Below are 25,566 nucleotides of genomic sequence, written 5' to 3'. Positions count from 1 at the left end.
CCCGTAGCGGCCTATACCTGCGGGTCCAGGCCCCGGCGCCATGCGCCGGGGCCTGGATGTCAATCGACCGACACGAAACAAGGAGGAGTCTTGCCTGACGCCGAAGAAAGGCGGGCGTGGGTGCTGTTGATCCCGCTACCCCCCTCGCTCGAAGAGCAGCGGGGGGTGCGGGGGCCGCTGCACCCGACCCTGCCGCCTGAGGCACGGCACGAGTTCGTCGATGTCGTTGCACCGGGCATGATGGCGCTGATGTCGACCGTCGAGGTGCGTCCCGAGCAGGCGCGCTGGTTCACCTCGCACCTGCCGTACGCAGACGGGGCCATCAGCGCTCTCGCCCAGGCGGGGGTGCACCCGCCGACCGGGCCCGCCGGCGAGGGCCTGCCGCCCTTGTGCCGGCTGCCGCAATGGCAGCCGCGCGGGTGGGGTGTCCTCACCGGGCACTCGGGTCTGTCCGGCCTGGCCGAGGCAGACTTGCCGGCGCTCGGCCGGGAGTCCGGCGACGCGTTCGCGGACCGGGTCAGCGCCGGTGTCGACGCCTTCACGTTCGCCCTGCACACCTGGCGGGTTCCGCTGGGTGTGATCCTGGTCGACGAGGAGGTGATGGACCACATCGTGGCCCATCTCGACGCCGAGGTGTCCGGAATGCCCCGCTGGAGCGACCTGCTGGCCGAAAGGAAGCAGGAAGCATCCACGGGCGCGCGGCGTGGCCGCACCCCGTGGCCGGCGTTGCGGGAGGTGGTGTTGTAGCGTGCCCGGACCGGAAGGTCCAGGTGCGCGCGTGCACCACTGATTGACAGAGGGAGTGCGGGGCAGGTCCCTTGCGCTCCGGAGGCCGGTGTCCGCACGGACACCGGCCTCGCTCTATTTGCCGGCGTCGGTACAGGCTGCGTCAAGTCACGACAGCTGCAGCGGGGTTGCCAGGCGCGGGCAACGCCCTAGATCCGTATCGCCTCGTCGAAGCGCTGAGTGCCGACGCGAGGATGTCGATCGAACCTCATCGAATACCGATACGGAGCCCCGGGAGGACCCGTGCAAGAGCCGTACTCGCGCACGCTGCCGACAGTGATGATTCCCTTGCCCCCCTCGATCGAGGAGGCCGAGGGAGTGATCGATCCCTTGTCGCCGACGCTGCTGCCGGCAGCCTTCAACGAACTGGCAGCCTGCCTCAGGCCCGGCCTGGAGCAAATGCGCATCGACGCAGGGGTGGAACCGCAGGACCTGCACTGGTTTCTGCCGAACACCTGGCTGGCGCGCAAGACCCTGGAATGCACTGCCGGCATGACGCCCGAGCAGCCGCAATGGCTGCTGCCGCTGTGGCAGCCGCGCGGCTTCGGGCTGCTGACCGGCAAGCCCAAACCGCAAGGCGACGTCGAGTGCATCGGTCGCGAGCCGAACGCCCAGTACCTGGAACGGCTGGCGACCGGCGTCGAGGCCTTCAGGGAAGCGGCGCACCGATGGCGCATCGGCATGGCCGTGATCCTCGCCGATCACGACTCGCTGGCGTTCATCCACGAGACCGTCACCAGAGGCGAGCCGTACTCCAATGTGACCTGGTCCCGCCTGCTCGTCGAGCGGCGCGCGGAAGCCAGGTTCGCGCCGGAGCCCGGCTCCAATCCCTGGCTGGTGTCGGTGCCGGTGGCGGTGTAGGCGTGTCTCGGCACGCCGCAGATTGACAGCGGGAGTGCGGGGCTCGTCTCGCGCGCTCCGGAAGCCGGTGTCCATGGACACCGGCTTCGCTTTTCCTGCCCGGCGGCCGCGTGCCGACGCGCCGATGCGTGACGTGTCATCGCCACATCCTGCAGACGCATTCGCCTTGGCGCCCTTGTGCATCCCCGGCTTCGCCCTACAACGTACCCGTCCTCCTGGCCCGCTCCGCCGATGCGGAAACGGCCTCGAGGATGCAGTGCACGAAACGCGGGAATCCGTTCCCGTGCCATCCAGGAAAACCGACCCCATTCCTGTCATGACCGTCGTGTCATGCTGGAAGAGGTGATCTCCATGGCAGAAAAAGATCCGTACAAGGACCCGAAGTACCGGAAAGCCCAGGACAAGGCGTACGAAACCGGCAACCCGGACGACCACCGTGAAGCCATGAAGCGGCTGTACGACGCCGGCGGCCCGAAGCTGTACGCCGATCCGGTGGCGGACGGCGGCGGCAGCGGCGCCGGCGGCATCGACCTGCTCATGACGATGTGCCTCGTCGGCGTGGCGTCTGCCATCGCCGGCGCGGTGGTGTCTGTCGCTCGCGGCCGGCTCCGCTCGCGCCGATGAGCGACATGCAGAGCCGGCAGGGTCGGGACGACCTGCCGGATGTGCTCGCCGTGGCCGCCATCCTGGCATACCGGAGGGCGATGTACCCCGTCTACCGGGCGCTCCGGCTGACCGGACAGCGCAGCGCGTGCAAGCTCCATCCGTCCTGTTCGCACTACGGCGAGCAGGCCGTGCGGGTGCACGGGCTGCGCAAGGCATTCGTCATGACGTCCGCCCGGCTCAGGCGTTGCGGTCTCACCGACCGCATCGACGACCCGGTGCCGGCCCCGCCCTACTTCCCCACCCGGGTGGAGCAGGTCGAGGCCGGCAAGGCGCTCGCCATCATCACTGCCGTCGTGGCGGCAGGCGTCTGGGTGGGTGACCGGATCGGGTGGCGGATCCACTGATCGCCAATGGTTAGGAGGCAATGAGCACTGGGGAAGGGTGTCCTCTCGCAAGAGAGGGCACCCTTCGCTTTTTGGGGGCCGAGCGGTTTGCGGGAACGCTGCGGCGGCAGCGCGGCGGCATGGCGGTGTGGCGGCCTCAGGCAGGCGAACTGCCGGCCTGTTCGGGTTCGACCCGCTCCGGGCGGTGAGGCGGTTTCAAGGCGGCGGGCGTCTTGTCGCCTGGCTCGTGCACGGGTGGCACGTCGGGCCTGCGCAGGTGCGCAGGACGGGGCGGGCCCGTCAGCTCCGGGCGGGCAGGGGCTCCCGCCGGCTTGGCTTTCGGAGGGTCGGCCGCGGCCCCGTTGGATGCCCGGGGTCCTCCAGGCTGCGGCGCGTTCGGCTTGGCCTTGGCCTGCTGCGGCTCGGGCTGCTTTGCCACGGCCGGCTTGGGGTTGTGCGGCGTTGGCCCGGGAGCCTGTTTCTGGGCCTGTTCAGAAGTCTTCGGCGCGGAAGCCTGCTTCTGCGCCTGCTGCTTCTGTGGTGCCTGGGCCTGCTTCTGTTGCGGCGCCTTGGGTGGCTGCTGCTGCGGCTTCTGCTGTGCGGGCGCTTGCGCCTGTTTCTGCGGTGGCGGTTTCTGTTGCGGCTGGGCGGCTGCCTTCGGTGGCGACGGCGGCGGGGCGGGCGGCACGGCAGCGGCTGCAGCAGGCGACGGAGCGTCCGCCCCACGGGGGGCTGCGGAGGCAGCAGGCGCCGGCGCCTCCGACGACACCGGTGGGTCCTGGGCCACCTCGGGTGTCGCGGCTTTGGCGGGCGCCGGAACGGTCACGGGCACGACCGCGGGTGCAGCGTTCTTCTGTGCCGGCAAGCTCGGCGCTTGCACAGGTGCGGCAGCGGCCACCGCCGGCGCCGGCAAGGCAGCAGGCGGGCCGGCCACCGGAGCGGGCGCTTTTGCAGGGGCGGGCGCAGGCGCCGGACTCCGTGCCGCGGGGGCCTGCGCGCCAGCCTCCATGGCGGCCGGCGCCGCCTTCGTCGCAGCCGGCGCTGCCTCAGGCACCTTGTCCTTGGGCCGCTGGTACAGCACCCGCTTGGTATCGGCCGGCACATAGCAGGTGTACAGCACCGACGCCAGCCGCTCCGGTGCGAACAGCACGCCCACGCGCGGCGACAGGCTCAGCATCTCGTTCTGCGTCACGATCGGCACCTCGAGGTCGTACAGCATGCGCTTGTTCTCGTACGCCTCGCCGCCGAAGCGGTTGTACTCGACGGTGGCCGACTTGGTCGCGCGCACGATCTTCGTGCCCGACAGCAGACTGGCCCACTCGGCGGTGTCCGGGTCCGATGCGCGGTACAGCAGCTTGATCTGGCAGTTGACGATCACGCCTGATTCCAGCGCCTGCACGTTCAGCGAGCGGTCCTCGGGGCCGCGCAGATCCTGGATCGACTGGTGCAGCAGGATCATGTTGACGTTGAAGCCCGCAATGGTCGCCAGCGCGTCGCTGACCTCCTGCGAGATCATGAACTTCAGCTCGTCGATCGCCAGCGTCAGGTGGTGCTTGCGCTCCGGGCCCAGGCGGCGGGCCTCCTGGATCACCTCGGAGATGAACACCTGCGTGGCGCGCTTGATGGTGCTGTCGTCGAGCGAGCCGCGCACGTAGATGCTGGCGCCCGACTTCAAAGCGTCGCCGATCTTGTTGCCGCCGCCCTTCTTCGGGTTCAGCGACGGCAGCATGCTGAATTCCACCAGTCCGTCGTACAGCCGGTTGGCCGAGTCCTTCAGCGGCTTGCCGTCCTCGCCCGGTTGGTCCAGCGTTGCCCGCAGGCCGGCAATGCTGGTGCCCGAGCGCGGCATGATGGTGTCGAGGATGGCGCGCTCCTTCGACTTGTAGAAGTCGGAGCCGTCGCCGGTGTTGTTGAGGCCGAAGCAGTTGACGATGCGGGCGCGCCGGTCGCGCACGCTGCCGCCCTCGAACGGGGCCCAGCGCGTGTCCTCGCCGTTCAAGTCGATGTAGATGAAGCGGCGGCCGGCACGCTCGCAGGCCTCGGCCATGATGTAGGGCATGAAGGCGTCGGCCTTGGGGTCGATGTAGACCACGCTGTTGCCTTGCGCGATGGCCTGCTCCAGCATCACGCCGAGCAGCACGCCCTTGCCGAAGCGGGTCGGGCCGACCACCTGCGTGTGCGTCGCCTTGAACAAGGCCGCCGGCAAATAGCTCGGCTTGCCGTCCACGTCCAGCCCCAGAAAGATCTGCTCGGGCTTGTAGTACTGGCGGGGCTTGAAGTCGCGCGTCTTGAGCTTGCCCATCTCGACACGCATGTCGCTTTGCTTGTGGTCTTCCTGGCGCACGATGATGCGCTGCACCAGCTGCGACAGCCGCGGTGTCAGGTAGCGCGCCGCGATCACCCGCCACGCCAGTCCGCCGACCACGCCGGCGGCCAGCAGCCAGCCCCAGGTTGCGGCCTGGTGCGACAGGTAGCGGAAGAACCAGTCGTGCCCCTGTCCGGCATCGGAGCCGAGCGCGGCCACCGAAGCGAAGTACATCGCCGGCCAGTACAGCAGCACCAGCACCACCAGCGAATACACGGCCAGGTTGCGCAGGCCGATCTTCAACAGGTCGTACAGGCCGTACTCGGTCTCCTTCGCCGGCGGCACCCGCAGCGGCAGGATGTTCAGCAGCGACAGCGTCGTCAGTGCCGCAGCGGTCCACAGCCACCACCACGGGTCGGACCAGCGCATCGCGGCGACGACCCCGCGCGTCACCATGGCGTTCATCGAGTCGAGAGCTTCCATCGTTGTCGTCCGTGCCGGGCCCGCGCGGGCCGGCTCAATGGGTGCGGGTGTAGTGCATGCGGTGCGTCGACGGGTCGGCCACCTGCTCGTGGCGGCCCTCGGCATAGTTCCATCGCCACAGCAGGCGGAACTCGCCGTTGGCCAGCTCGGCGATCTCGACGATGCGGCGGCCGTGGTGCGGCGTCTTCTGCGCGTGCAGGATCACGTCGAGGTTGTTGCGCACCTGGCGCTGCACGTGTTCGTAGGGAATCGCGCTGAAGCCGGACGCTGCCAGGTTGGTCAGGCGGTCGATGGTGTCGAGCGCGTTGTTGGCGTGAATGGTCGACAGAATGCCGGAGTGGCCGGTGTTGGCGGCCGTCAACAAGGCTTCGGCCGCGGGTCCGTCGCGCACCTCGCCGATGATCAGGCGCTGAGGTTCCATGCGCAGCGCGTTCTTGACCAGCCGGCTCATGGTCAGCGGCTCCACGTCCTTCGCGAATCGGTGCGGGGCTTCCAGCGCCACCCAGTGCGAGCCGTTGATCTGCAGCTCGGCGGTGTCCTCGATGCTGACGATGCGGTCGTCGTCCGGAATGAAGTTGCTCACCGCGTTGAGCAGCGTGGTCTTGCCGCTGCCGGTGCCGCCCGAGACCACCATGTTGAAGCGGTTCAGCATCGCCAGGCGCAGGTAGTCGTGCATGGCCTGGTCGAAGGCGCCGGCCTTCAGCAGCGCGTCGGCCGTGAAACGCGTCTTCGGGAACAGGCGCACCGTCATGTTGCTGCCGGCCACGCCGGTGGGCGCCAGCACCGCGTTGATGCGCGAGCCGTCGTCGAGCCGCGCGTCGAGCAGCGGGCGGTCCACCGCGTGCACTTCCTGGCCCAGCGCGTTGGCGATCTGCTCGATCGCCGTGACGAAGTGGAACTCGCTGTTCCAGCGTGCATCGACACGCTCGAACTCGCCGAAACGCATGATGTAGACGCTGTCGTAGCGGTTGACGAAGATGCCCGTGACGCCCTCTTGCCGGAAGTAGGGGGCGATCGGCGTCAGGTAGTGACGCACCAGCTCCCACTGCAGCTTGATGGCGGTCTGGGCTTCCTGGGTCTGTGAATCGGCGCTGGCACTCATGGGGTTACCGGATGCGGGCGATTTCCTGTTTCAGGGCGTCGACGTTGGCGACGTGGCGCGCCAGCGCCGCACGGGTCTGCTGCCGGCTGGCGTCGTCGGCGCCGGCACGTTCCAGCTGCGTCTTGACCCGGGTGGCCGTGTCGAGCTCCTTGCGCAGCTCGGCCTCCAGGATCTCGCGCCGCTGGTCATCGCGATGGCGCTGCACCTGCGGCGCCACGCGGTGTTCGCCGACCGGCTCGCCGGCGGCGGGCGCAGCAGCAGCGGTGGGGCGCGCGGCAGGAGCGCGCGCAGCATGCTCCGTTGGAGTGGCGCTGCGCGCGGGCTGGCGCATCGGTTGATCGAGCGCGGAACGCCGGGGTTTCATCGGCTGGCAACCGCGCTGCCGGGCATCCTCGGCATCGAGCAGGTTGGTCACCACGGCAGCGTCGCCGCCGGGCACCGGCGGGCAGCGGTACATCTCGGCGTGCACGCCCGCCGGCACCAGCGCCGCCATGGCAAGCAGGCACACGCGCTTCAACGCCACACCATGTCTCCTTGGGCGTTGAGGTCGGTCATGAAGGCCGCCACGCCATGCAGGGCCACGACCAGCACACCGGCGACGCCGAAACTCCATTGCAGCGGCACGCGCCGGTGCGTGCGATCGCGCTGGCGGCGGCAGGCCGGTGCGACGGCCAGGCACAGCAGGGCCGTCATCGGCAGCGCACCCATCGGGATCAACGGCCCGTGGCCGGCCAGCGCCAGCAGCAGGCACCACAGCAGCAACACCCCGTTCAGCGGTATGGCGTAGGCCAGTGCGCCGCGGTGCGGCGGCACCTGGAAGGCGGTCTCGTCCAGCACCTGCGTGACGCGGTACAGCGCCAGCACCGATGGGCCGCTCATCAGCCACGACAGCCAGGGAGGCGCCAGCACCGAGGTGGCCAGCACCGGCGAGCAGGTGATCAGGTAGGGCAGCAGCGAGCAGCGCAGCTGGGCGTGCGCATAGTCGCCTTCGGAGAAGCGCCGCACGGTCTCGCGCAGGCGCCCCAGCCAGGTGGTGGGCTGCGGCGCGGCCGGCGCCCCGAGGTCGACGTCGACCTGACCCGGCGGCAGGGTGTCCGGGAAGTCGTCGGCGAGGCTCGGTGCGGGCGCGTTCATCGCGGGCTCATCGCCGTCGAGAACTCGTCGATCGGGGCCCATGGCTTCAGGTACATCTCGTCGTCGAGGAACACGTTCATCGGCGTGCCGGGCTTCAGGGTGATGGTCGGCACCAGATTGAGATAGCGCGCTGCGATGCGCTTGCCGATGTCGGACAGGCCCGACGCGATCTCGGCGCCGGCGGAGCGCCCGCCGCTGATGATGCCCGCCGCGGCCACCGCCGGGTCGCGGTCGGCGCGGCGGGCCGCTTCGGCCGCCCCCAGGCCGCCGATCACGCCGTAGGCCACCACGCCGCCCAGCATCGCCAGGAAATGCCGGTTCACGTCGCCTTCGATCGCGGCCACGCCACCGGCATCCAGCATGGAGCTGCGCGACAGATCGATGCGTGCGCCGTTCGGCAGCACCAGCCACTGGGCTGTCAGTGCCATGCGCTCGTTGATCGCCTCGTTGACCGGTTTCGGTTTCACCGAGGTGCCCAGCACGCGCGTGCCCTTGGGAATCAGGATCACGTCCTGGTCGATGTCGTAGATGTCGCGCGTGATCATTGCGCGCCAGCGGCCTTCCCAGTCGGAGTTGACCTCCATGTCGAGCACGGCCGACATCACCGAGCCCACCGGCACCAGGTACTCGCCGGGGCGGGGGCCTTCACCCTGCTCGCGGCGCATGCTGGCCGACTGACCGACCACTGCCGAGGCGGCACTGGAACCGCGCAAATCGCGCGCGAACTGCACCGCGTTGCCGCCGGCGCCCCGGCCGAGGTCGTTGGCCGCATCGGCGACCGTCGAGACGTAGCCCCCCGCGCCGCCGCCGCCTTTCGCGCGGTCCAGCGCCTGCCGCAGCCGCGCCAGCGTCGATTCGGCGCTCGGCGCACCATCGGCCCCGGCCTGTGCGGCAGCCGGCTTGCCGTTGGCTGCGCGTGCCGGTGCCACGGCCATCGACTTGCCGGTGCCGGCGTCGTCCTTGGGCTCGCGGCCTTCGATCACCATGTCCTTGGAGCTCACTGCAGCCAACGCGCGCTTGAGGTCCTCCAGACGGGCCTCGTCGCGTGCTTCCTCCTCGGGTGTGCGCTCGCGCGGCGGCGGCGGGGCATCGAACGAGGCCCGCACCTCCGGCTCGCCCCGGTTCTTCTGCTCGGCCAGCCGGCGCTGACGCTCGGCTTCCAGTCGCGCGGCCTCGAGCCGCTGCCTTTCCTCGAAGTCGACGAACGGATCCTGTGGCACCGGCGCGTTGGCCGTCTCCTTGGCCGGTGCGGGGGCCGGGGCCGAGGCGCTGATCAGCGAGTCGACCAGCAGGCCGCCGAGCACCAGCCCGCCGAGCGCCGCTGCCACCAGCACCGCGCGTTTGCCGTGCGGCGAGGCCTGCTCGTCCGGCTGTCCCGGACCGTCGGCCTCGTTGGCGTACTTCGAGATTGTGGAGTCGGGCCCGGGGTTGGTGCCGGGCGCGTCGTCGTCGCGGTTCATGAGCCGCTCCCTTCCTGCGCGCGCATGATCGTCATCGTCTGCTCACCCGCACGCAGTGTGAACTTCGGGAAGATGCCGCTGATCTGGTAGGTGCGCGTCGGTCCGTCGTAGCCGTACTCGAGCAGCATGGCACGGCCGTCGATCTCGGCCATGATGGTCAGCAACCCCTGAGAGCCGGACTTCATGCGCACGAAGGTGAAGCGTCCGTCGTCGTATACCGATTCGACCTCGCCGCCGTTCCAACGCGAGAAAGCCCCGGTCTCCCAGGTGTACTGGCTGTACAGCTTCTTGCGGTACGCCTTCAGGTTCTCGCGCAACTGGCGGTCGAGGTTGGCATTGCGCTCGCGCAGGCTGGCCAGCTCGCGCGACATCGCGGCCGTGCCCTCGGGCGAATACTGCGCGGCCTTGGCCCAGGCATTGCGCGAGATGAGGCCACCGCCTTCGCCGTTGATGTACACGCAGTGCGAGATCTCCAGGTTCTCAGGCACCCGGGTGACCAGGAATTCGTACGCGTTGCCGCTCTGGCCGATCGCGGAGATGGTCGTCGAGCGCGCTTCGGTGGAGCGGCTGGTGGGCTTGATGAAGATGCGGTTGTTGATCCAGTCCAGCGCCCACAGCTCCTTGTCGCCCATGATCACGTCGATGCCGTTCTCGGGCAGGGCGACGTGGATCTGCTTGTACGGCTGGGCCTGCAGCCGGATGATGTCGCCCGGCTTCCATTCGATGTTGCGGCAGCTGAGCGCCGGCTCACGCTCGCGCGCCTGGTTGACGGCGCGCGCCTGCACGGTCTGCGCGCGCGCCACCCTCACCGGTTGGGCTTTTGCGCTGTTGCGCGGGGCGGGCACCATCTGCAGGTCGACGCCCCCCGCCGGCGGCGGGTTCTCGTCGAACGGCACCTGCTGGGCATGGGCGGCCGGCAGCGCCAGCAGCGTGGCGAGCAGGGCGGTGGCTGCGCGGTCCCTCCGGGTGCGTGCAGCGGTCGTCAGCGTAGAGGTTTTCATCGAGATCTATGACTCCATCGATGGCCCGCAGGCCGGGTCGCATTGCCTTGTGTGTCGCTCAGTCTTCCATCGACACCGGGGTCGGGTCTTCCTTGAGGTCGAGAGAGAGGATTTCCAACCCGAGCGGGTTGGCCACGAGCGCTGCCTTGTTGGCCGCGATCTCGTCCTTGCCCTTGATGCGCCAGCTGATCTGCACGATGGCGTTGCGCCGGTCGGCGATCGAGCCGTCGGGCTTGCGCTCGGTGAAGGTGGTGAACACCATGCTGTCGTACAGCACCGAGTCGCTGCGCTCGGGAATGCGCAGCGGCGTGCGCGTGCGGTGCTGCACCACGCGCACCTTCACCTCGCGCTCCAGGCAGCGCCTCTTGCATTCGATCAGCTCGGCGGCCACGCGCGCGGCGTTGTAGTCTTCCTTGCCGAGGAACTGTGCTGCCAGCTGCGGCGACAGGAAGTAGCCGACGAACATGTAGTCGTTGGTGATCGTGGCGGCGCTCTTGCGGTAGCGCTTCTGCACGAACTCGCTGAGCTTGGATTCCAGCGTGGCCTGGAAGAACTCGGCCGGCCGCACCTGGTCGGCGAATTCGACCGTGTAGGCGCCCGACGGGTCGAGCTTGACCCACGCCACGCGCACGTTGTTGGCGAAGCGAGCGTCGGCGGCATACCAGCCGAACGCGGCCAGCATCGTGATGCAGCCCAGCATCATGAAGGCCATGAACCAGCGCGCACGGTCCGCCGTCACCGCCGCCATCACGTCGTAGCGCGAATGGGCGCGCACTTTCTTGATGACGGCCTCGGGCACCATGCCTTCGTCGCCGTTCAGCGAGGTCCCGGTGGGCGCGGCCTTGCCTTTGTTGGCGGCGCGGCGCAAGGCGCTGATCGCTTGCGTGGCGGCATCGCTGGCGCTGGACTTGGTCAACAGGGACATCGGGGGCTTTCGCAGGTTGCTCGGCGGCGGCAGCCGCGCCCGGCACGCCCGAGGGCGCGACACGGCGGGGCCAGGTCGTGGCGATCTACGCAATGACGGTGCCACCGGCTGCGGAGCGGCGCGGCTGCGTCGCGGCACAACGAAAATCGCGAGACGAATCAAGAACTTGGGAGTGGTGAGTGGCCGCCGGGGGGCGGTCCTGCAGCAAAGCATCGGTGTGCGGCTTCTCGCACGCGGCGCAGCCGGTGCGGCGGGTCGCCGCACTGAGGACGGCAGGAAGGACGGAAGGGGAGTCGACGCATCGCACGTCGACTCCCCGTCCGGGCTCCGTCAGCTCTCAGCCGCACGCATTCGCGCGGCCCTGAGCATCATCGAGTAGGTGATGCGGTCGGTCTGGTATCGCTCCAGCATTCGTGCGGTCCAGTCCCTGTTCGACTCCTGGTGGGGGAACAGGGATCGGCTCGTTTCCAGCAGATACCGGTGCCGGTCATACAGGTTCACCTGGAAGGTGAGGTACTGCACGGTGGCGTCACGGTCCGGCTCGACGCCCGCACCGTCGGACGGTGAGGGCAGAAGAACCTTCCCGCCCAGCCCCTGCTGCTCGAGGTGTAGCAGCAGGGTCAGCAGCGGCCCCTTGTGCATGCCGAGCGACGACAGGTCGGCGTCCGCGAGGAGCGCCTGCCCGAGGTCGTCGGGATCGGCAGATTGCAGGATGCGATACGTCTCGGTGTCGACGCCCTGCACGCGAGTGGCGAGAATCATCGACCTCACCGCCTCGACGTGCCGTGACGGGACCCCACGGTCGCGCAGGTTGGCGACGGCCAGTAACGCACTCAAGCGCTCGTGGCCCTTGCCCTGCACCTGGTCGTGCATCCAGCCTGCGTACCGCGCCAGAGGGACGGTTTCCGGGCGGACCCGGCCCGCCTCCACCAGGCGTTCGGCGAGCGAGGCGGCTGCCTCGCCCACGTCGCGCCCATGGCTGGCGTTGTGGTACGCATAGCACTGGACAAACCGGTCGACCGTGCCGAACCGGTCCTCCAGGGACTGCTGAGCCTGCGGAAGAAGCTCTTCGATGGCGTTTTTCAACGCGGCTAACTGCAAGAGGATGCTTCTTTCTTTGCTGGGCACTTCGCCGAAGCGGTGCCAAACCGATTGCGTCCTTCGATGGACGGAAACTGCTCGCGGGACTTCCCGGGAGCAGCAGGGGGTCTAGCGCTGGAGGCGACGCTGTCAAGGGCACACGCAGCCGTTGACAACGAGGTGCCGGCGCCTACAACCACCGGCGGTGGCTTGCACGGGATTCCCCGCTGCGTGCTGCCTCGTGAATCGAAAGGTCCGATCCACGGCGCGGTCTCCGATCGCGCCGTCTACAGAAAGGTGGAACCCACGCAATGGAAAGACGAGTCCCTGGCGAAAGCCTGGGCCTGCAGCGCCAGATGGGCGCTGTTCGGCTCAAGGAGGTTCGGCACGAACTGGTGGTGCCGCCTGTGTCCGGCGAACGGACCCAGGAAGCGCTGCTGTTCGCGCAGGACGTCCTGACCGGATACCTGATCCTGGCGGCAGAGGACCTGTCGGGTGCGATCAGCCTGCGACTGCAGGAGCACCTGAGCCTCTACGCCGCGGTCAGCCCGGTCGGTTTCCTCCAGGCGCGCGACCCGCAGCACCCTGAAGACGGGGACGAACTCCTCGGCGACGGGTGGTACACGGTCGGTCTTGCCGTGCCGTTCGCCGTAGCCGGAGATGAAGAGCCCAAGCTCTACTACTACGGCACGCCGAACGTCCACTTGGACAAGGTGAAGGCGCTGCACGCCGAGTTCGCCGCCAGCTACCCGGGCATCGCCCGTACGCCGGTGATGAACCAGATCCTGCCGGGCGGGATGGACGCGAACGTCTGGTCGCAATTCCATCCGGTAACGCCTGCGTGACGTGAAGTCATCGCAGGGGCTGGCAGGACCGTCAGGGCCGCGCTGACCACCGATCCGTCGTTCGGCGGTTCGCGATGAAGCCTGGCCTCCGCTGAGGCCGGGCGATGCGGTGGAAGGCGGAGTCGTTGCGAAACGACTCCGCCTTTCTTCCTGCGCATGGCGCGCAGACGGGGTCCAGCCGGATATCTCGACGGAACAAACACGCGTCTCGGGGTCGGGCGAGGGGGAAAGCGGTCATGCCGCGGTGCGCGGCTGCTTGCACCTCGCAAAGGAGAGCGCGGCGGTCGCAAGACCGCCGCGCCCGACAGAGATGGCCCGTACGGGCCGGGATGTCAGCCCTGGGCCCGCGAACGCCGCAGCCGCTGCCATGCGATGAACATGGCGGCGAGCGCGGCGACCACGATCAGCGAAGTACCCCAGCCCCGCTCGGCGTTGAATCCCGGCAGCCCGCGCAGCGGGTCGAGCAGGTAGCCGACCGGTACCGCGAGGTACATGATGGGACCGTTGAGCGCCGGCGCGCCCAGCCCGTTGGCGGACTGGATGAGCGCCTGCGATGCCGGGTACGACGCGCCGAGGATGGCCGCGCCGATCAACAGCGACACGATGAACACCTTCGGCCAGCCGTACGCGACGACCGACGCGAGCAGCCCCGTAGCGCTGATCGCGAAGCCGCCGGCCGCGAACCGGAACGTGATCTTGACCGTCACCATCGCCGCAGGCAGGCGCGGCGACCGTCCTTCGGCGACGCCGACGACGGCCGTCTCGCGCTCCTGCAACGAACGCTGGATCAACGGCAGGATCCCCAGGAGGAACCAGCCGCCGGCCAGCGCCACCAGCGCCGTCAGCACAGTGCCGACCGGCTGGCCGTAGACCGCCGCGACGACCACGCCTGCGAGCCCGACGGGTGCCGGAATCGCGTTGACCAGGGCTTCGCGCAGCGTGAGCCGGCGCTGGGCCATCTTCGACGCGTCCGGCTCCCTTCGACGTTCCAGGTAGGCCTTGCCGGCCATCAGGATCGCCGTGACGAAGCCCGGGGTGTTGGCGGCCAGGGTGGCCATCCCCACCGGCTCCTTCTGCTGCGTGAGCAGCACGATGCCGCCGAAGATGAGCGCCGTGGCCGTGTAGCCGACCGCCAGCCGGGCGCGGTGCAGCGCCCGGCTGCCCGGCGCCGCCTTGAACCGGAGCCGCTCGACCCAGCCATGCCGGATGGCGTGGCGCAGGATGAGGCCGGACCCGGCCAGGGTGGTGCCGAACGCGATCGTCAGCGGCAGGACCAGGGCCTGGATGAAGGTCTGCAGTGTGCTCGCCCCTTCCAGGTCCATGGCCTCCCGGACCTCACCGACGCCGACGGTGTTGACCGCCTGCGCGACGGCGCCGCCCAGGATGATGAACAGGCCGATCAGGACCAGGCTGTCGGCCCGGCCCAAATTTCGTGGTACTGGAGTCTCTGCCACGGCAGAAACACCTCCTCCGTGTCGTAGTGACTTGCATCTCTGGCGCGTGATCCGTCTCCACCGTGGAGGCGGACCGCGTGCGACGCAGGTATAGGACGCGGGCCCGCCCTGTCAATCGACGCCGGCCTTGACGCCCCGGTGCCGCGCCCTACACCCGTGCGACTGCCATGCAGGGCCCTTCCCACCCGGGACATAGGAACCCTGCGTTGCAGGGTTCTGGGTCATTGCAGCAGGCGCTTCGCGACGCGAAGCGGCACAAGGCACGGGCAAGGCGCCCGTGCTGACCGACACAGGAGAGGAGGCGGTGGTGTCTCACATCGGACACGCACCCCTTTGGTATACCCGGCCGACGGTCGACCGACCGATCACGCTGGTGACGATCGGCGGCGACGGCGACAACGCCCGCCGCAACATCGGCCCCGGCGTGCGCCCGGTCCTCGCCGGGCTGAGGAGCGGCCGCGCGATGTCCCCGGGTTCGTGGGAGATCGCGGCGGACGTCAAGCCGATGAACAGCAAGCAGTACGTCGAATCGCTGGGCGACGAGCAGGGCGGCGCGGCGAGCCGCCTGAACGCGCAGTACGTCACGCTCGACCCCAACGCGCTGGACGGCTCCTACCAGGAGCTGGGCAGCCTGTGCACCCGACGCGACGAGAACCAGATCGTGGTCTGGCTCTCCACCGCGCCGGAGCACTACTGGGACGCCCTGTCGGGGATCCACGCGCACTTCCCCGACGACACGATCGTCATCATCGAGAAGCCGCCGGCGAAGGATCTGACCCGGGCTCGGCGGCTCGTGTCGCACGCGCGCCGGCTGTTCGGCAATCGCTTCTTGCTGCTCGACCACTACTGGGGCAAGCCCGGTGTGATCGAGCTGATGGTCAAGCTGTCCGGGCCGTTCTTCGGAGCGACCTTGCAGTCCGTCACCGAGATGCACGTCATCACGGACGAGAAGCGGCTGGTCACCGGCCGGCACCGCTACTTCGACGGCGTCGGCCTGTTCGGCGACGTGTTCCCGAGCCATCTGCTCAACGTCGCGTCGGCGATCGCGTGCGAGCGCAGCGACGACGCGACCGAGCTGCCGGCGGCGCGGGCGCTGTTCCTCAAGTCGCTGCCGGTGCCCACCCTCGAAGAGGTGGCGCGCAATTCCCGCAGAGGCCAGTACGAGGGCTTCCGGCAGGAGGAGGGCGCCGACCCCCGCTCCGAGGCGGACACTGTGTTCGCACTGCGGCTGACGCTGCCGTCCGATCACCCCCGGCTGCCCGACGTCCCGTGCATCTTCAGCGCGGGCAAGGGCATGCAGGAGAACCGCGGTGTCGTGCGTCTGCGGCTGGCCGATGGGCAGTGGGTCGAGCATGACCTGCAGAAGAGGGTGCGGGGCACGCTCCGCACCCACGGCCTGCTGCTGCTGGCGGCGGCGGCCCACCGCATGGAGTACTTCGTCTCACCGGACGAGGCGCTTCGGGCGATGGAGCTGAACGACGCGGTCCAGCACGCCTGGCGGTCGGGCTGCGTGCCGCTGGAGCCGTACGTCCCCGGACGCATGATCTCCAGCGACTTCGTGCCGCGCCGCGTCTGAGCAAGACCGGTTGCCGCGCCTGAGCCCCTGGCTCGGAAGCGGTGGCCCTCGCAGAACCGATGACCCCGGCAGCGTGTTTGCGCACGCTGCCGGGGTCTTCCTATTTCGACGTCGAGGTGGACAAGCACCGTTGCTGCCCTATAGCCGCAACGGGACCACGTTCCGGCAACTCGCTGAAACATGGACCCCACGCTGCATCAGACGCAGCACCCAAAGGGTGTGGCCGACAGGCCACCTGGCAGAAGGGAAAGTTCGACGATGAAACGATGGTGGCGCAAGGGGGCGGATCCGGGCCCCGCGCAGCAGGCGCTTCCGGCACCGCCGAGCAGCGATCCGCAGGACTACCAGAGGATGCTGCTCGGGCAGCACCTGGAGTACCGCTTCATTCCCGTTCCCGACGAGGGCGACGTGGAAGCTGCTGTGAGGTTCGTGGAAGGGCCGCTGCGAGGGCACTTCCTGCTCTCGTGCATCGACATCTACGGCGACATCTGCGACCGGTTGAGTTCGCTGCTCCAACGCGAGGGGCGGGCTCTGCCGCTGGCGTTCTTCCGCTTCGCCGATGGACAGGACGCACCCATCGTGGGGCTCGTCGTACCGTACGCGACGTTCCGCGAGCCGGGCAAGCCCGACTCGCCCTACCTGTACTGCTACGGAGTTTCGCAGCGGTGGTTCACACAGGAGTGGCGAGACCGGATGCAGGCGTTCGGCTCGGGCGAGCATCGTATCGAGGGTGTCAGGTTCAACGAGTCGCTCCCTGACGAGCGGCACGCCAACGCCTGGACCACGCTGTTCCCGGGTAACCGGGAGAAGTAGGAGCCTCAGAGCGAGCGAGTCCGACCAGGGCATGCCGCGTCCGGTGGTTCGGTCTGCCGCAGCGTGACATGCCCGTCCTCGGCTGAGGGCGGGACGGAGGGCGGGACCGTCGCATGACGGTCCCGCCTTTCCTCCGCCTGGACTCGAAGCAGCAGCTTGACCCCATGCGCGAACGTCCTACACCCTGCACCGGTGGGCGCGCCGGGGATCGTTTCGCGGCGCGCACACCCATGCGATGACGGCGCACGTTCATGACACCGAGAGAAGGGAGCCATTCGCTTGGCCGTGGTGCACAGAGTCGAGATCCTCGGCGCAACGGACCGCGAGGTCCCGCACGAGATCGAACTGGCGCTGGTTCGCCAGATGCTCGAATTCGAAGGCCTGCTGGACCAGGAGCAGGCAACGCGCATCGTCAGGAGCCTCAGGGCCTACCTGATGAGCTACGGACAGGAGGTACACGTCGGCAAGTTGATCCACCAGCTGGGGCCTATCAGGCGCCTGCTGGGACTCGGCGTGCCGTTCAGTGCGGGCAACCGCGACGGGACGGCAAACACGCTGTATTACATCGGCTCCGCCACGGCGCCGCTGGGTGAGGTCGAAAGCATGCGCAAGTCGATGACGGAGTTCTATCCGTCGCTGATCGACCTGCGCGTGAACCAGGCCTTGCCGCCGGATCCGCAGTACCCCAGGCTCTACTGACCCTGGGTCGCAAGAGCGTCGTCACCGCATGAACGTGTCCAAGACGATTTCGTCAACGGACGCAGGCGGGGCAGTCTCCGGACTGCCCCGCTCTTTGCATGGACGCCTCCTTCCGACGCCGTTCAGGCCATCTTGACAGCGCTGCCCAACGGCCTACATCCGACATGCACCTCGGGTTGTCTCGGGGCGCACAGCGTCATCGTGTCACCCCGATTCACCCGAACGATCACACCGGAAGGAAGTGAACGGTCCGTTGACCAGACAGACAGGGAAGATATTCATCGGCGTCATGCGCCATGGCGAGACCCCCGACAACGTGCCTCCCGGGGAGCGCTACACGCGCTACGCGGATGGCAAGGTTCTCACCTCGGAGGGTTTCGTCCTCTCGGGCCACAACGACGTGCTGCTGACCGCCAATGGCGTGCGGCAGTGCATCGAGGGTGGTGGCAACATGGGCCGCTACATGGAAGGCGAAGGGCTTCGTGCCGACGAGCTCTCCGTGCTGTGCAGCGACCTGCCGCGCACCCGGCTGACGCATGCGTACGCCACGCTCGGCATGGGCGGCTTCGGGTCGCTCCTGCCGCCGCCGCTGTACACCCCCAAGCTGTGCGAGCGCAGCGCAGGAGAGTTGCAGGGGTGGTACAGGGACGTCGCCATCAAGCAGTTCCCGGAGGTCAAGAAGGCCTTCAGCGACCACACGTTCCGCTACCCCGGAGGCGAGAGCCTGCGCGGCAGCGGAACGCGAGCGGGCAAGCGCCTGGTTCACCACGCGCTCACGTACGGTCGATCGATCCTGGCGTTCGGGCACCAGTTGTCCAACGCCGGCGCCATCGACTACCTCGAGCGAGGCGAGGTGACCCGCCACGCCTGGCAGTGGAAGGACAGGATGACGAACGCAGGCTTCATCGTCGTCCGGTTCGACCTCGAGACTCGGCGAGGGACGGTGATCTTCCACAGCTGATGTCCCAATGAGGCCAGGCCGCGATGACGGCCCGGCCCCTCGCTGAGGGGCCGGGCAGCGGCGGGAGGGGGCGCAAGCGCAGCTTGCGTCCCCTTCTTCCCACACACCCTCATCACGAGGGCCGACCTGTTGCGCCTTCGCGGCCGCAAGGGTCGATGCCCCGCAAAGCGCCTTGTGACGTTCTGAATCGGCTTCCTACGAAGCCTCGTAGCAGGAACGTCGGGTTTCGTCGCTTCACGCCTGCCTTGTCGAGCGACGGCCGGCAAGGCGTTTGCTTTCCATCCCATGACAGCCCTGTGAAACTGCGCCACGCGGACCGGATCTCAAGTGCCGCAAGGCTTCGCGGTGGTTACGGAGCGGTTCCATGCGCGCGGTGAGGGTCCGGGTATGCGTCTCTTGCATGCCCCTGGGACTTCTCGCAGGCCGACGGACGCACCGCGAAGTCCCATGTTCCTGTTCCCCCGAACAAGGGGGGTCGACACCCGGTATACCGCCCACGGGCGTAACAAGCAGCAAGAACAGAGGGTCCGTAGTGCCGCGCACGCGATTGCGCTACGAGGCCTCGTAGCGGAAGCGTCGAACGAAGTCCGCTACGCTCTGCTCACCATGAAAGTCTTGCTGCTTCACCTCTCAGAAAGCACACGTTCACTGCTCGCAGCACAACTGCGAGCCGAGGGCGCGGACGTCCACTGCCTGTCCAGCGGCGAAGAGCTGCTTGCCGGCGTCGCTGCCGGCGACGCCGGTGTCGCGGTGGTTCATTTATGTGCACCCACCGTGCGTGACGGCATGGCGCTGCTGTCGCAGTGCCGGGCCATCGACGCGCAGTTGCCGGTGATTGCGCTGAGCGAACGCGACGACACCGCCACGGCGGTCGAGGCGGTACGGCGAGGCGCACGCGACGTGTTCGCGCAAGACCGCGTGAACCGGCTGCCCGAGGTGTGCACGCAGGCGGCGCGCGCGCGTGAACTGGTGCTGCACCGGCGCGCATTGCACGCCGCCGAGGGCGACACCGCCGGCGAGCCCGCGGTACACCGGCCCGGTCCGCCCATCCATGAAGTGCTGCGCGGCAACCACCGCGCGATCCGCAAGCTGCGTCAGGCGTTGCTGCGGCTGGCCTCGGTCGACACCGATGTGCTGGTGCGCGCCGAGACCGGCTGTGGCAAGGAAGTGGTGGCGCGCTGTCTGCACGAATTCGGGCCACGTGCCCACAAGCGTTTCGTCGCCATCAACTGCGGCGCGATTCCCGAGAACATCTTCGAGAGCGAGCTGTTCGGGCACGAGCCGGGCGCTTTCACCGGCGCCAACAAGCGCCGCATCGGCAAGCTCGAGTACGCGGCCGGCGGCACGGTGTTCCTCGACGAGATCGAGAGCATGCCGATGGCGATGCAGGTCAAGCTGCTGCGCGCACTGCAGCAGCGCACCATCGAGCGCGTCGGCGGTAATGAGCCGATCCGCCTGACCTGTCGTGTCGTCGCGGCGACCAAGGACGACCTGCTGGAGCTGTCGAAGGCCGGCCGCTTCCGCATGGACCTGTACTACCGCATCAACGTGGTCGAGCTCGGCCTGCCGCCGTTGCGCGAACGTCGCGAAGACATCCCGCTGCTGGCCGAGGCGCTGGCACGCGAGGCCGCCGAGCACCACGGCATGGAGCTGCGAGAGCTGGACGTCGACTTCGTCTGCCGGCTGATGAGCCGTGAATGGCCCGGCAACGTGCGCGAGCTGCGCAACGAAGTCGAGCGCCATGTGCTCGGCATGCCGGAACTCGGCGAAGAGGACGAAGACGACGAGCAGCAACCTTCGTTGCCACAACTGGTCGCCGGGTTCGAGCGCACCGTGATCGAGCAGTGCCTGCGCCGCTGCGGCGGCTCGGTCACACGGGCGTCCGAGGTGCTGCGCGTGCCGCGCAAGACGCTGTACGACAAGCTCACGCGCTTCTGCGTCGACCCGTCGCTGTTCCGCGGGGACGGGCCCATCCCCTACGCACCGCCGGCCGAGACGCCGAGCTACGCGTTCATGCAATGAGACCGCGCGACGCCGCTCGGCGTCGCGTGCCTCCTGCCGGTGCCGCTTGACCGGCCGGCCGACCACCCTATACCTCACGCATCGAGCCGGGCGCGTCGTACGCAAACGGTCCGATCGATCAGTGGGTGGTGCACCGGGCACCACGCCATGAGACCGACGCATCGGAGGTCGCTCGCATGAGCGAAGACAGCCGCAAGCATTTGATCGTCATCACCTGCGGCGAGGCCATCGGAGATCCCGAAGGCCTCATCGGAGGCAGGCGGTCGCATGTGCTGACCGCCACCGGGCGCAGGCAGGCCCTGCTCGCCGGCGTTGAACTGGCGCACTACTGCGAACAGCAGGAAATCCGCCTGGCCGACGCCGTGTGGCTGGCGTCGCCGGTGGCCCGGGCCGTGCAGTCGTTGTGGCAGGTGGTGGCCGGCCTGCGTGAAACAGGGCTGGGGCCGAAGCGCATCGACCCGCGCAGCGAGGACGGCATGTCGGCACTCGATGCCGGCCGGCTGACCGGGCTGCGCCGTGCCGATGTGCTGAAGCTGCACCCTCAGGTGCAGGCCGACGTCGACTACGCGTGGCCGGGCGGCGAGTCGCTGCGGGCCGTGCGTGCGCGATCGACGAGCTGTCTGGAACGGCATCTGCTGGACAACACGGGCAAGGCCTACGTGGTCGTCACGCACCGTGCGGTGTGGACGGCACTGCTGACGCCGAGCGTGTACGACAACCCGGACGAACAGGCATCGGCCCTCGCGCTGGAGCCGAAGTACGCCAGGTTCGCGGCCTTCACCTTCCGCAATCCCAACGGCCTCACCACCGGGCTCGACCTGACACACCTGCCGAGCTGATCCCGGCGGTGCCTGCGCACTGATCGTGCCCGCCCGGCAGGGTTCGGGCGGGCATGGAAAACGCCGCAGGCCTTGCGGCCTGCGGCGTTTCCACCCTGCACGGGTTCGACGAAGCGGTGCGATCAACCGAGTGCCACTTCGCGCGTGACGCCGGCCTCTTCGAGCGCGGTGCGCAACGTCTTGAGCGCGGCTTCCTGCACCTGGCGGATGCGTTCGCGCGTGACGCCGCGCTCGACGCTCAGCTCCTGCAGCGTGCACTCGTCCTGGCCGTCGAGGCCGAAGCGCGCAATGACGATGTCGCGCTGACGTTGCGGCAGCTGCGCCACCAGGTCGCGCAGCAGCGACGCCAGCCGCACCCGGTCGTACTCCTCCGAGAACAGCTCGGACACATCGCGATGCTGCAGGCCGGCATCGTTCATCAACGCATCGGCGTCCTCGTCGTGCAAGGACACCGAGGTGACCAGCGGGGCCTGCGACTCGGGCGCCGTCTCTCCTGCCTCTGCGGCCTGCCCGGCCTCATGCGACTCGCACCACGCCTGCCAGGCCTGGCGCCCGGCGCGCTGCATGGCGCGCAGGGGCGGCCGCACGATGGGCACCTGCGTCGCCAGCGCGGTCTGCAGGTAGTAGCGGATCCACCACGCGGCATAGGTGGAAAACCGCAGCCCGCGCTGAAAATCGAACTTTTCCAGCGCGACCATCATCCCCAGGTTGCCTTCCTCGACCAGATCGAGCAGTTCCAGGCCGCGGTTGCTGAACTTGCGTGCCATCGCGATCACCAGTCCGAGGTGATGGCAGATCAGCGTCTCGCGGGCGCCGTCGACCCCCGCGGCGATGTCGGCCTGCAGTTGCTGCTCCTGTTCGGGCGGCAGCCTGCCGTAGCGCCGGACCTCGCGCAGGTACAGCGTCATCAGGTTGGCTTGTGCGCCGTCGACCGCGCGTGTCGGCGCCTGGTTGGCCGCGGGCTCGGCGCGAGCTTCGAACAGCGGCGCGTCGGCGACCATCCACGCGGGCGCACGCAGCGCCGGCAGCTCGCCGAGCGGCTGCTCGTCGGGCTCTACCTGCAGCGCGAGGGCAGGATCGACCACCGGCATGCCGTCGTCTTGCACCGCCATCCAGCCGGTCAGCGCGGGAGCACCCGCATGCTGCCGGGGGGCAGAGGGGCGGCTTCTGCCCGCAGATCGCGCTCGACCACGCGTGGCGTGCCGGCCGGCGGTGCTACGACCGGCTGTCGCGTGGCGCAGGCGCACAGCACGGCGGCCAGCGCCAGGGGGGCGGCACGCACGGCGCGGCGGCCCACGGCGGAGCAGAGGGATGGGTTCATGTCGGTTCCTGCGGAGTGACGTCGTTAAGAGGCTGTCGAGCGCCGGCAGCGGTCACGGGTGAGCAAAGGCGGCCTGTGTGTCGTCGGCCGGCATGCGCTCGATCGCGATCAGCCGGTCGGTGTGGTCGACGACCAGCCGGTTCTCCTCGCCGATCAACAACAACGCGGCGGCCTCGATGCTCATCACGCCCGCCTTGTGGACGATCTTGGGCAGCGGCCGGCGCAGCACTTCCGCGCTGTAGGCGGCATCCACCGTGTCGGTGGTGAGCCGGTAGTGGGTCGGCTCCAGCAGGTAGTGCAGCGCGTCGCGAACGGTGCCATGACGGGTGTCGAACTCGACCAGCGTGCCGATCTTCAGACGGTTGATCGCCAGCGGCCGGCTCGGTGCCTCGGGCGTGTCTTGCGCAGCACCGGCCTCGGGGGCCGGCTTTGCCGGCGCCGCCGGTGCAGGAGCCTCCGCCGGCGCTGCTGCAGGTGCAGCCGGCGCTTGCGCTTGCGCGTAGGCCTCCTGCCCCAGCAGCAGGGTGCCGGCCAGCCAGGCGCACAGCGCGCCAACGACCAGCCAGCGCAACAACGCCACCAGGGGGTGTGCGCGCGACACGCGGTGAGGATCGAACGCGCGACGCAGGATGGGGGTCAGCCTCATGGAAACTTCCTTCTTGTGTCGAGTGGGGCGATCAGCGCAACTGTCGTGCCATGCGGACGCGGGTTGCACCGGCATCGGAAAAAGCCAGGGTTCACGGGGACTTGGCGGGGTTGCGGCGCTGCAGGTCGCGGTCGGGGGGCGGGCCGACTTGTCCGGGGTGTCGCCCGCCGGTCGGTTGCCGTGTGCGTTGCGCCGCACAGCCAGCGCAGGCATGCGCCTGCTCGAAGGTGTAGGCGGCTCGGCCAGCGCGTCAAGGCATGACAGGCGCGGCGCAACGCGCCGCGCCCGCTTGACACGGCGGGCTTTTGCCCTAGCACCTGCTGTGCGCCAGAACGCTGCGCGCAACACATCGAGGGGTTGCTGCCGCAACCCGGAAGGTAGGTCAGACACATGCCAGTGCAAGGCAAGATGCCGACCCTGGAGGTCGATCGGCTGCCGGCGGTGCCCAACCCGCAAGGCGGGTTGACGCTGCTGCCGGTGGCGCGGGCCCGGATGGCCGAGATCGCGGCGAACAGCCGCGAACTGGGCCGGCAGGGCGACGCCGCCGAGTGGACGTCCCGGTTCGGGGCGTTGCCGCACGACAGCATCGTGCTCGCCGGCACGGTGGAAGGGGAGCTTGCCGTCTTCACGGTGCTGCGCATCGTGAACGACGAGGCAACCCTGAAGCAGGTGTTGCGGCCCGAGGGTGACCTCGGCGCGGCACTCGCCGGCCTGCACATGCCGTGGTCGTTCCCGGTGGCCGTGACCGTGTGGATGGAGGTCTCGCCGAGCTTCCACTTCCAGTGGAACCTCGCGTTCCGCCAGGTCATCACTCAGCACATGCTGAGGGTGGCGAGCGCGCACGGCTGCACCGCCCACGCGATGCGGACCGAGGACCAGGGGCACCCCCAGGAGCTCGTCTCCGCGATCGGCTACCACCTGTTCCCGGCCGAGCCCGACAGCTCGGCCGAACCGGAGCAGGTGCAGGTGGCGTGGCTGCACAACGGCCCAGGCGACGAGTTCCGCCGGCTCGCGTCGCAGCTCGTGCGGCGGGCCGACCGGGGCGAACTGCCGAGGTCGCAGTGGCGGGGTGACCCACGCTACGAGGCCGGCGGCACGCCCACCGAGTGAGCCTGCGGCGTCTGGGGGTGAGCGAGCCTTCGCACGCCCGCAGGCGCAGGGCACCGCTGCATGACTGATGCGGCGCCCTGGCGGCAACAGCGCCGGCTGCACGCGAGGGGCTTCCCTTGCTTGCAGCCGGCGTGCCGTTATCACCCCCTATGCACCGAAGAAGCCGCGCAGATGCAGCCATCAGCGCGGCTTTTTCGTCCGTCCCTGCGACGGGCGCCGGCAGCCGGAGGCCTTGACACGGCAGGCACCTGCCCTAGCACCTGCATTGCGCCAGAACGCTGCGCGCAACACATCGAGGGGTTGCGGTTGCAACCCGGAAAGCAGGTCAGACACATGTCAGTGGATGGCAAGATGCCGACCCTGGAGGTCGAGCCGCTTGCGGCGGATCGCACGTCGAACGGGCTGAGTCTTCAGCAGCCCGTGTTGTCGAACGTGGCGGCGATCGTCGCGAACGACCGCGAGCTCAGCCGGCAGGGCGACATTTCGGTCTGGGCCGACCGGCTCAAGCGGCTGCCCGAGGGAAGCGTCGTGCTCGGCGGCAAGGTCGACGGACGGCTCGCCGTCGTGACGGCCCTGCACATCGTGGCAGACAACGCCACCCTGGAGGCGCTGCTACAGCCCGGAACGGATCTGGACGCGGTGCTCGCCGAACGGCACATGCCGCTGGAGTTTCCGGTGGCTGTGACGCCCTGGATGGCGGTTTCGCAGACCTTTCCCAGCGAGTGGAGCCTGCCGTTGTGCCAGGCCATGGCCCGGCACCTGTTGAGGGTGGCGAGTGCTGCCCGCTGTACCGCCCACGCGATGCGGGTCGAGCGCCAGGGACTTTCCTGGGAGCTGGGGTCCCTGATCGGCTACCACCTGCTCGACGCGGAGCCGCCGGCCGGACAGGTGGCGTGGTTGTACAACGGTCCGAACGAGGGGTTCTACCTTCGTGCGGAGTTGCTCGCGCTGCGCGCCGAGGTGGGTCACCTGCCGAGGTCGCAGTGGCGGGGCGACCCGTCCTACCGCATCGACCACGGGGCACCTCGCGAGTGAGCATGCAGCGTCTGCGGTTGCGCGAGCCTTCGCGCAACCGCAGGCGCAGGATGCCGCTGCGTGACTGAAGCGGCGTCCTCGCGGCAGCAAGCGCCGGGTGCGCGCGAGGGGCTTCCCTC

25 protein-coding genes are annotated in these 25,566 nt (G+C 68.9%); 13 read left to right on the top strand and 12 right to left on the bottom strand.

Annotated features, from left to right (window positions below; genetic code table 11):
* Window positions 1–90 precede the first annotated feature (90 nt).
* From M8A51_RS23095 to yidD, 4 genes are all read left to right on the top strand, one after another.
* Window positions 91–747 (top strand): hypothetical protein, encoded by a 657-nt coding sequence (locus tag M8A51_RS23095; RefSeq protein WP_251780903.1) that lies wholly within the window; start codon window positions 91–93, stop codon window positions 745–747.
* Window positions 748–1,029: 282 nt separating this feature from the next.
* Window positions 1,030–1,647: a hypothetical protein gene (locus M8A51_RS23090; RefSeq protein WP_251780902.1), complete on the top strand. Its 618-nt coding sequence runs from the start codon at window positions 1,030–1,032 to the stop codon at window positions 1,645–1,647.
* 330 nt (window positions 1,648–1,977) lie between these two features.
* Window positions 1,978–2,271: a hypothetical protein gene (locus tag M8A51_RS23085; protein ID WP_251780901.1), complete on the top strand. Its 294-nt coding sequence runs from the start codon at window positions 1,978–1,980 to the stop codon at window positions 2,269–2,271.
* Complete coding sequence (gene yidD, locus M8A51_RS23080) at window positions 2,268–2,657, top strand: membrane protein insertion efficiency factor YidD (protein WP_251780900.1); 390 nt, start codon at window positions 2,268–2,270, stop codon at window positions 2,655–2,657. Before M8A51_RS23085 ends, yidD begins: the two co-directional genes overlap by 4 nt.
* Before the next feature lie 136 nt (window positions 2,658–2,793).
* Here the strand turns inward: yidD and M8A51_RS23075 are convergent, their stop codons facing one another.
* The 8 genes from M8A51_RS23075 to M8A51_RS23040 all read right to left on the bottom strand — a co-directional run bounded on the left by M8A51_RS23075 (window position 2,794) and on the right by M8A51_RS23040 (window position 12,147).
* Window positions 2,794–5,424 (bottom strand): type IV secretory system conjugative DNA transfer family protein, encoded by a 2,631-nt coding sequence (locus M8A51_RS23075; protein ID WP_251780899.1) that lies wholly within the window; start codon window positions 5,422–5,424, stop codon window positions 2,794–2,796.
* 34 nt (window positions 5,425–5,458) lie between these two features.
* A complete protein-coding gene (locus M8A51_RS23070) occupies window positions 5,459–6,526 on the bottom strand; it encodes a CpaF family protein (RefSeq protein WP_251780898.1) in 1,068 nt (355 codons plus the stop codon).
* Between the two features lie 4 nt (window positions 6,527–6,530).
* Window positions 6,531–7,049 (bottom strand): hypothetical protein, encoded by a 519-nt coding sequence (locus tag M8A51_RS23065; RefSeq protein WP_251780897.1) that lies wholly within the window; start codon window positions 7,047–7,049, stop codon window positions 6,531–6,533.
* Window positions 7,040–7,660 carry a hypothetical protein gene (locus tag M8A51_RS23060; protein ID WP_251780896.1) on the bottom strand — a complete coding sequence of 207 codons (621 nt, stop codon included), beginning with the start codon at window positions 7,658–7,660 and terminating at the stop codon, window positions 7,040–7,042. The genes M8A51_RS23065 and M8A51_RS23060 overlap by 10 nt, the downstream gene beginning before the upstream one ends.
* Window positions 7,657–9,120 (bottom strand): TrbI/VirB10 family protein, encoded by a 1,464-nt coding sequence (locus M8A51_RS23055; RefSeq protein WP_251780895.1) that lies wholly within the window; start codon window positions 9,118–9,120, stop codon window positions 7,657–7,659. The genes M8A51_RS23060 and M8A51_RS23055 overlap by 4 nt, the downstream gene beginning before the upstream one ends.
* Window positions 9,117–10,121: a TrbG/VirB9 family P-type conjugative transfer protein gene (locus tag M8A51_RS23050; protein WP_251780894.1), complete on the bottom strand. Its 1,005-nt coding sequence runs from the start codon at window positions 10,119–10,121 to the stop codon at window positions 9,117–9,119. Before M8A51_RS23050 ends, M8A51_RS23055 begins: the two co-directional genes overlap by 4 nt.
* A 58-nt stretch (window positions 10,122–10,179) precedes the next feature.
* On the bottom strand, window positions 10,180–11,046 hold the full coding sequence (locus M8A51_RS23045; protein ID WP_251780893.1) for a VirB8/TrbF family protein: 867 nt from the start codon (window positions 11,044–11,046) through the stop codon (window positions 10,180–10,182).
* A 330-nt stretch (window positions 11,047–11,376) separates the two neighbouring features.
* Window positions 11,377–12,147 carry a hypothetical protein gene (locus M8A51_RS23040; RefSeq protein WP_251780892.1) on the bottom strand — a complete coding sequence of 257 codons (771 nt, stop codon included), beginning with the start codon at window positions 12,145–12,147 and terminating at the stop codon, window positions 11,377–11,379.
* Window positions 12,148–12,437: 290 nt separating this feature from the next.
* On the opposite strand from M8A51_RS23040, the gene M8A51_RS23035 reads away from it, so the two are divergent.
* On the top strand, window positions 12,438–12,971 hold the full coding sequence (locus M8A51_RS23035; RefSeq protein ID WP_251780891.1) for a hypothetical protein: 534 nt from the start codon (window positions 12,438–12,440) through the stop codon (window positions 12,969–12,971).
* 332 nt (window positions 12,972–13,303) lie between these two features.
* On the opposite strand, the gene M8A51_RS23030 is transcribed toward M8A51_RS23035, so the two are convergent.
* On the bottom strand, window positions 13,304–14,398 hold the full coding sequence (locus M8A51_RS23030; protein ID WP_251780890.1) for a hypothetical protein: 1,095 nt from the start codon (window positions 14,396–14,398) through the stop codon (window positions 13,304–13,306).
* 334 nt (window positions 14,399–14,732) lie between these two features.
* Here M8A51_RS23030 and M8A51_RS23025 point away from each other — a divergent pair, with 334 nt between their 5' ends.
* From M8A51_RS23025 to M8A51_RS23000, 6 genes are all read left to right on the top strand, one after another.
* Complete coding sequence (locus M8A51_RS23025) at window positions 14,733–16,001, top strand: glucose-6-phosphate dehydrogenase (NADP(+)) (RefSeq protein ID WP_251780889.1); 1,269 nt, start codon at window positions 14,733–14,735, stop codon at window positions 15,999–16,001.
* 258 nt (window positions 16,002–16,259) lie between these two features.
* The gene (locus M8A51_RS23020; protein WP_251780888.1) at window positions 16,260–16,814 is read left to right on the top strand and encodes a hypothetical protein; all 555 of its coding nucleotides are present in this window, start codon (window positions 16,260–16,262) and stop codon (window positions 16,812–16,814) included.
* Window positions 16,815–17,093: 279 nt separating this feature from the next.
* On the top strand, window positions 17,094–17,513 hold the full coding sequence (locus tag M8A51_RS23015) for a hypothetical protein (protein WP_251780887.1): 420 nt from the start codon (window positions 17,094–17,096) through the stop codon (window positions 17,511–17,513).
* Window positions 17,514–17,766: 253 nt separating this feature from the next.
* Window positions 17,767–18,474: a histidine phosphatase family protein gene (locus tag M8A51_RS23010; protein ID WP_251780886.1), complete on the top strand. Its 708-nt coding sequence runs from the start codon at window positions 17,767–17,769 to the stop codon at window positions 18,472–18,474.
* A gap of 606 nt (window positions 18,475–19,080) precedes the next feature.
* On the top strand, window positions 19,081–20,496 hold the full coding sequence (locus M8A51_RS23005) for a sigma-54-dependent transcriptional regulator (RefSeq protein ID WP_251780885.1): 1,416 nt from the start codon (window positions 19,081–19,083) through the stop codon (window positions 20,494–20,496).
* A 176-nt stretch (window positions 20,497–20,672) separates the two neighbouring features.
* Entirely contained in the window at window positions 20,673–21,335 is a 663-nt protein-coding gene (locus tag M8A51_RS23000) for a histidine phosphatase family protein (protein WP_251780884.1), read from the top strand.
* Window positions 21,336–21,457: 122 nt separating this feature from the next.
* Here M8A51_RS23000 and M8A51_RS22995 read toward each other — a convergent pair whose 3' ends face one another.
* From M8A51_RS22995 to M8A51_RS22985, 3 genes are read right to left on the bottom strand one after another with little or no spacing between them, the layout of a single operon-like run.
* A complete protein-coding gene (locus M8A51_RS22995; RefSeq protein WP_251780883.1) occupies window positions 21,458–22,447 on the bottom strand; it encodes a sigma-70 family RNA polymerase sigma factor in 990 nt (329 codons plus the stop codon).
* A gap of 8 nt (window positions 22,448–22,455) precedes the next feature.
* Window positions 22,456–22,656: a hypothetical protein gene (locus M8A51_RS22990; RefSeq protein ID WP_251780882.1), complete on the bottom strand. Its 201-nt coding sequence runs from the start codon at window positions 22,654–22,656 to the stop codon at window positions 22,456–22,458.
* 52 nt (window positions 22,657–22,708) lie between these two features.
* Entirely contained in the window at window positions 22,709–23,302 is a 594-nt protein-coding gene (locus tag M8A51_RS22985; RefSeq protein WP_251780881.1) for a hypothetical protein, read from the bottom strand.
* A 390-nt stretch (window positions 23,303–23,692) separates the two neighbouring features.
* Here M8A51_RS22985 and M8A51_RS22980 point away from each other — a divergent pair, with 390 nt between their 5' ends.
* Both M8A51_RS22980 and M8A51_RS22975 read left to right on the top strand, forming a co-directional pair.
* Window positions 23,693–24,412, top strand: a complete 720-nt coding sequence (locus tag M8A51_RS22980; protein WP_251780880.1) for a hypothetical protein — start codon at window positions 23,693–23,695, stop codon at window positions 24,410–24,412.
* Between the two features lie 351 nt (window positions 24,413–24,763).
* Window positions 24,764–25,447: a hypothetical protein gene (locus M8A51_RS22975; protein WP_251780879.1), complete on the top strand. Its 684-nt coding sequence runs from the start codon at window positions 24,764–24,766 to the stop codon at window positions 25,445–25,447.
* Window positions 25,448–25,566 lie beyond the last annotated feature (119 nt).

Source organism: Caldimonas mangrovi (assembly GCF_023721835.1).
GTDB lineage: Bacteria > Pseudomonadota > Gammaproteobacteria > Burkholderiales > Burkholderiaceae_C > Caldimonas > Caldimonas mangrovi.
Note: the sequence above shows the minus strand (reverse complement) of the source record. Positions and strands in the feature narration are given on the sequence as shown.

Coding starts and splice junctions, on each gene's coding strand:
- M8A51_RS23085 (WP_251780901.1), top strand. CDS start 1,978: ATGCTGGAAGAGGTGATCTCCATGGCAGAAAAAGATCCGTACAAGGAC.
- yidD (WP_251780900.1), top strand. CDS start 2,268: ATGAGCGACATGCAGAGCCGGCAGGGTCGGGACGACCTGCCGGATGTG.
- M8A51_RS23075 (WP_251780899.1), bottom strand. CDS start 5,424: ATGGAAGCTCTCGACTCGATGAACGCCATGGTGACGCGCGGGGTCGTC.
- M8A51_RS23070 (WP_251780898.1), bottom strand. CDS start 6,526: ATGAGTGCCAGCGCCGATTCACAGACCCAGGAAGCCCAGACCGCCATC.
- M8A51_RS23060 (WP_251780896.1), bottom strand. CDS start 7,660: ATGAACGCGCCCGCACCGAGCCTCGCCGACGACTTCCCGGACACCCTG.
- M8A51_RS23055 (WP_251780895.1), bottom strand. CDS start 9,120: ATGAACCGCGACGACGACGCGCCCGGCACCAACCCCGGGCCCGACTCC.
- M8A51_RS23050 (WP_251780894.1), bottom strand. CDS start 10,121: ATGAAAACCTCTACGCTGACGACCGCTGCACGCACCCGGAGGGACCGC.
- M8A51_RS23045 (WP_251780893.1), bottom strand. CDS start 11,046: ATGTCCCTGTTGACCAAGTCCAGCGCCAGCGATGCCGCCACGCAAGCG.
- M8A51_RS23035 (WP_251780891.1), top strand. CDS start 12,438: ATGGAAAGACGAGTCCCTGGCGAAAGCCTGGGCCTGCAGCGCCAGATG.
- M8A51_RS23020 (WP_251780888.1), top strand. CDS start 16,260: ATGAAACGATGGTGGCGCAAGGGGGCGGATCCGGGCCCCGCGCAGCAG.
- M8A51_RS23005 (WP_251780885.1), top strand. CDS start 19,081: ATGAAAGTCTTGCTGCTTCACCTCTCAGAAAGCACACGTTCACTGCTC.
- M8A51_RS23000 (WP_251780884.1), top strand. CDS start 20,673: ATGAGCGAAGACAGCCGCAAGCATTTGATCGTCATCACCTGCGGCGAG.
- M8A51_RS22995 (WP_251780883.1), bottom strand. CDS start 22,447: ATGGCGGTGCAAGACGACGGCATGCCGGTGGTCGATCCTGCCCTCGCG.
- M8A51_RS22990 (WP_251780882.1), bottom strand. CDS start 22,656: ATGAACCCATCCCTCTGCTCCGCCGTGGGCCGCCGCGCCGTGCGTGCC.
- M8A51_RS22985 (WP_251780881.1), bottom strand. CDS start 23,302: ATGAGGCTGACCCCCATCCTGCGTCGCGCGTTCGATCCTCACCGCGTG.
- M8A51_RS22980 (WP_251780880.1), top strand. CDS start 23,693: ATGCCAGTGCAAGGCAAGATGCCGACCCTGGAGGTCGATCGGCTGCCG.
- M8A51_RS22975 (WP_251780879.1), top strand. CDS start 24,764: ATGCCGACCCTGGAGGTCGAGCCGCTTGCGGCGGATCGCACGTCGAAC.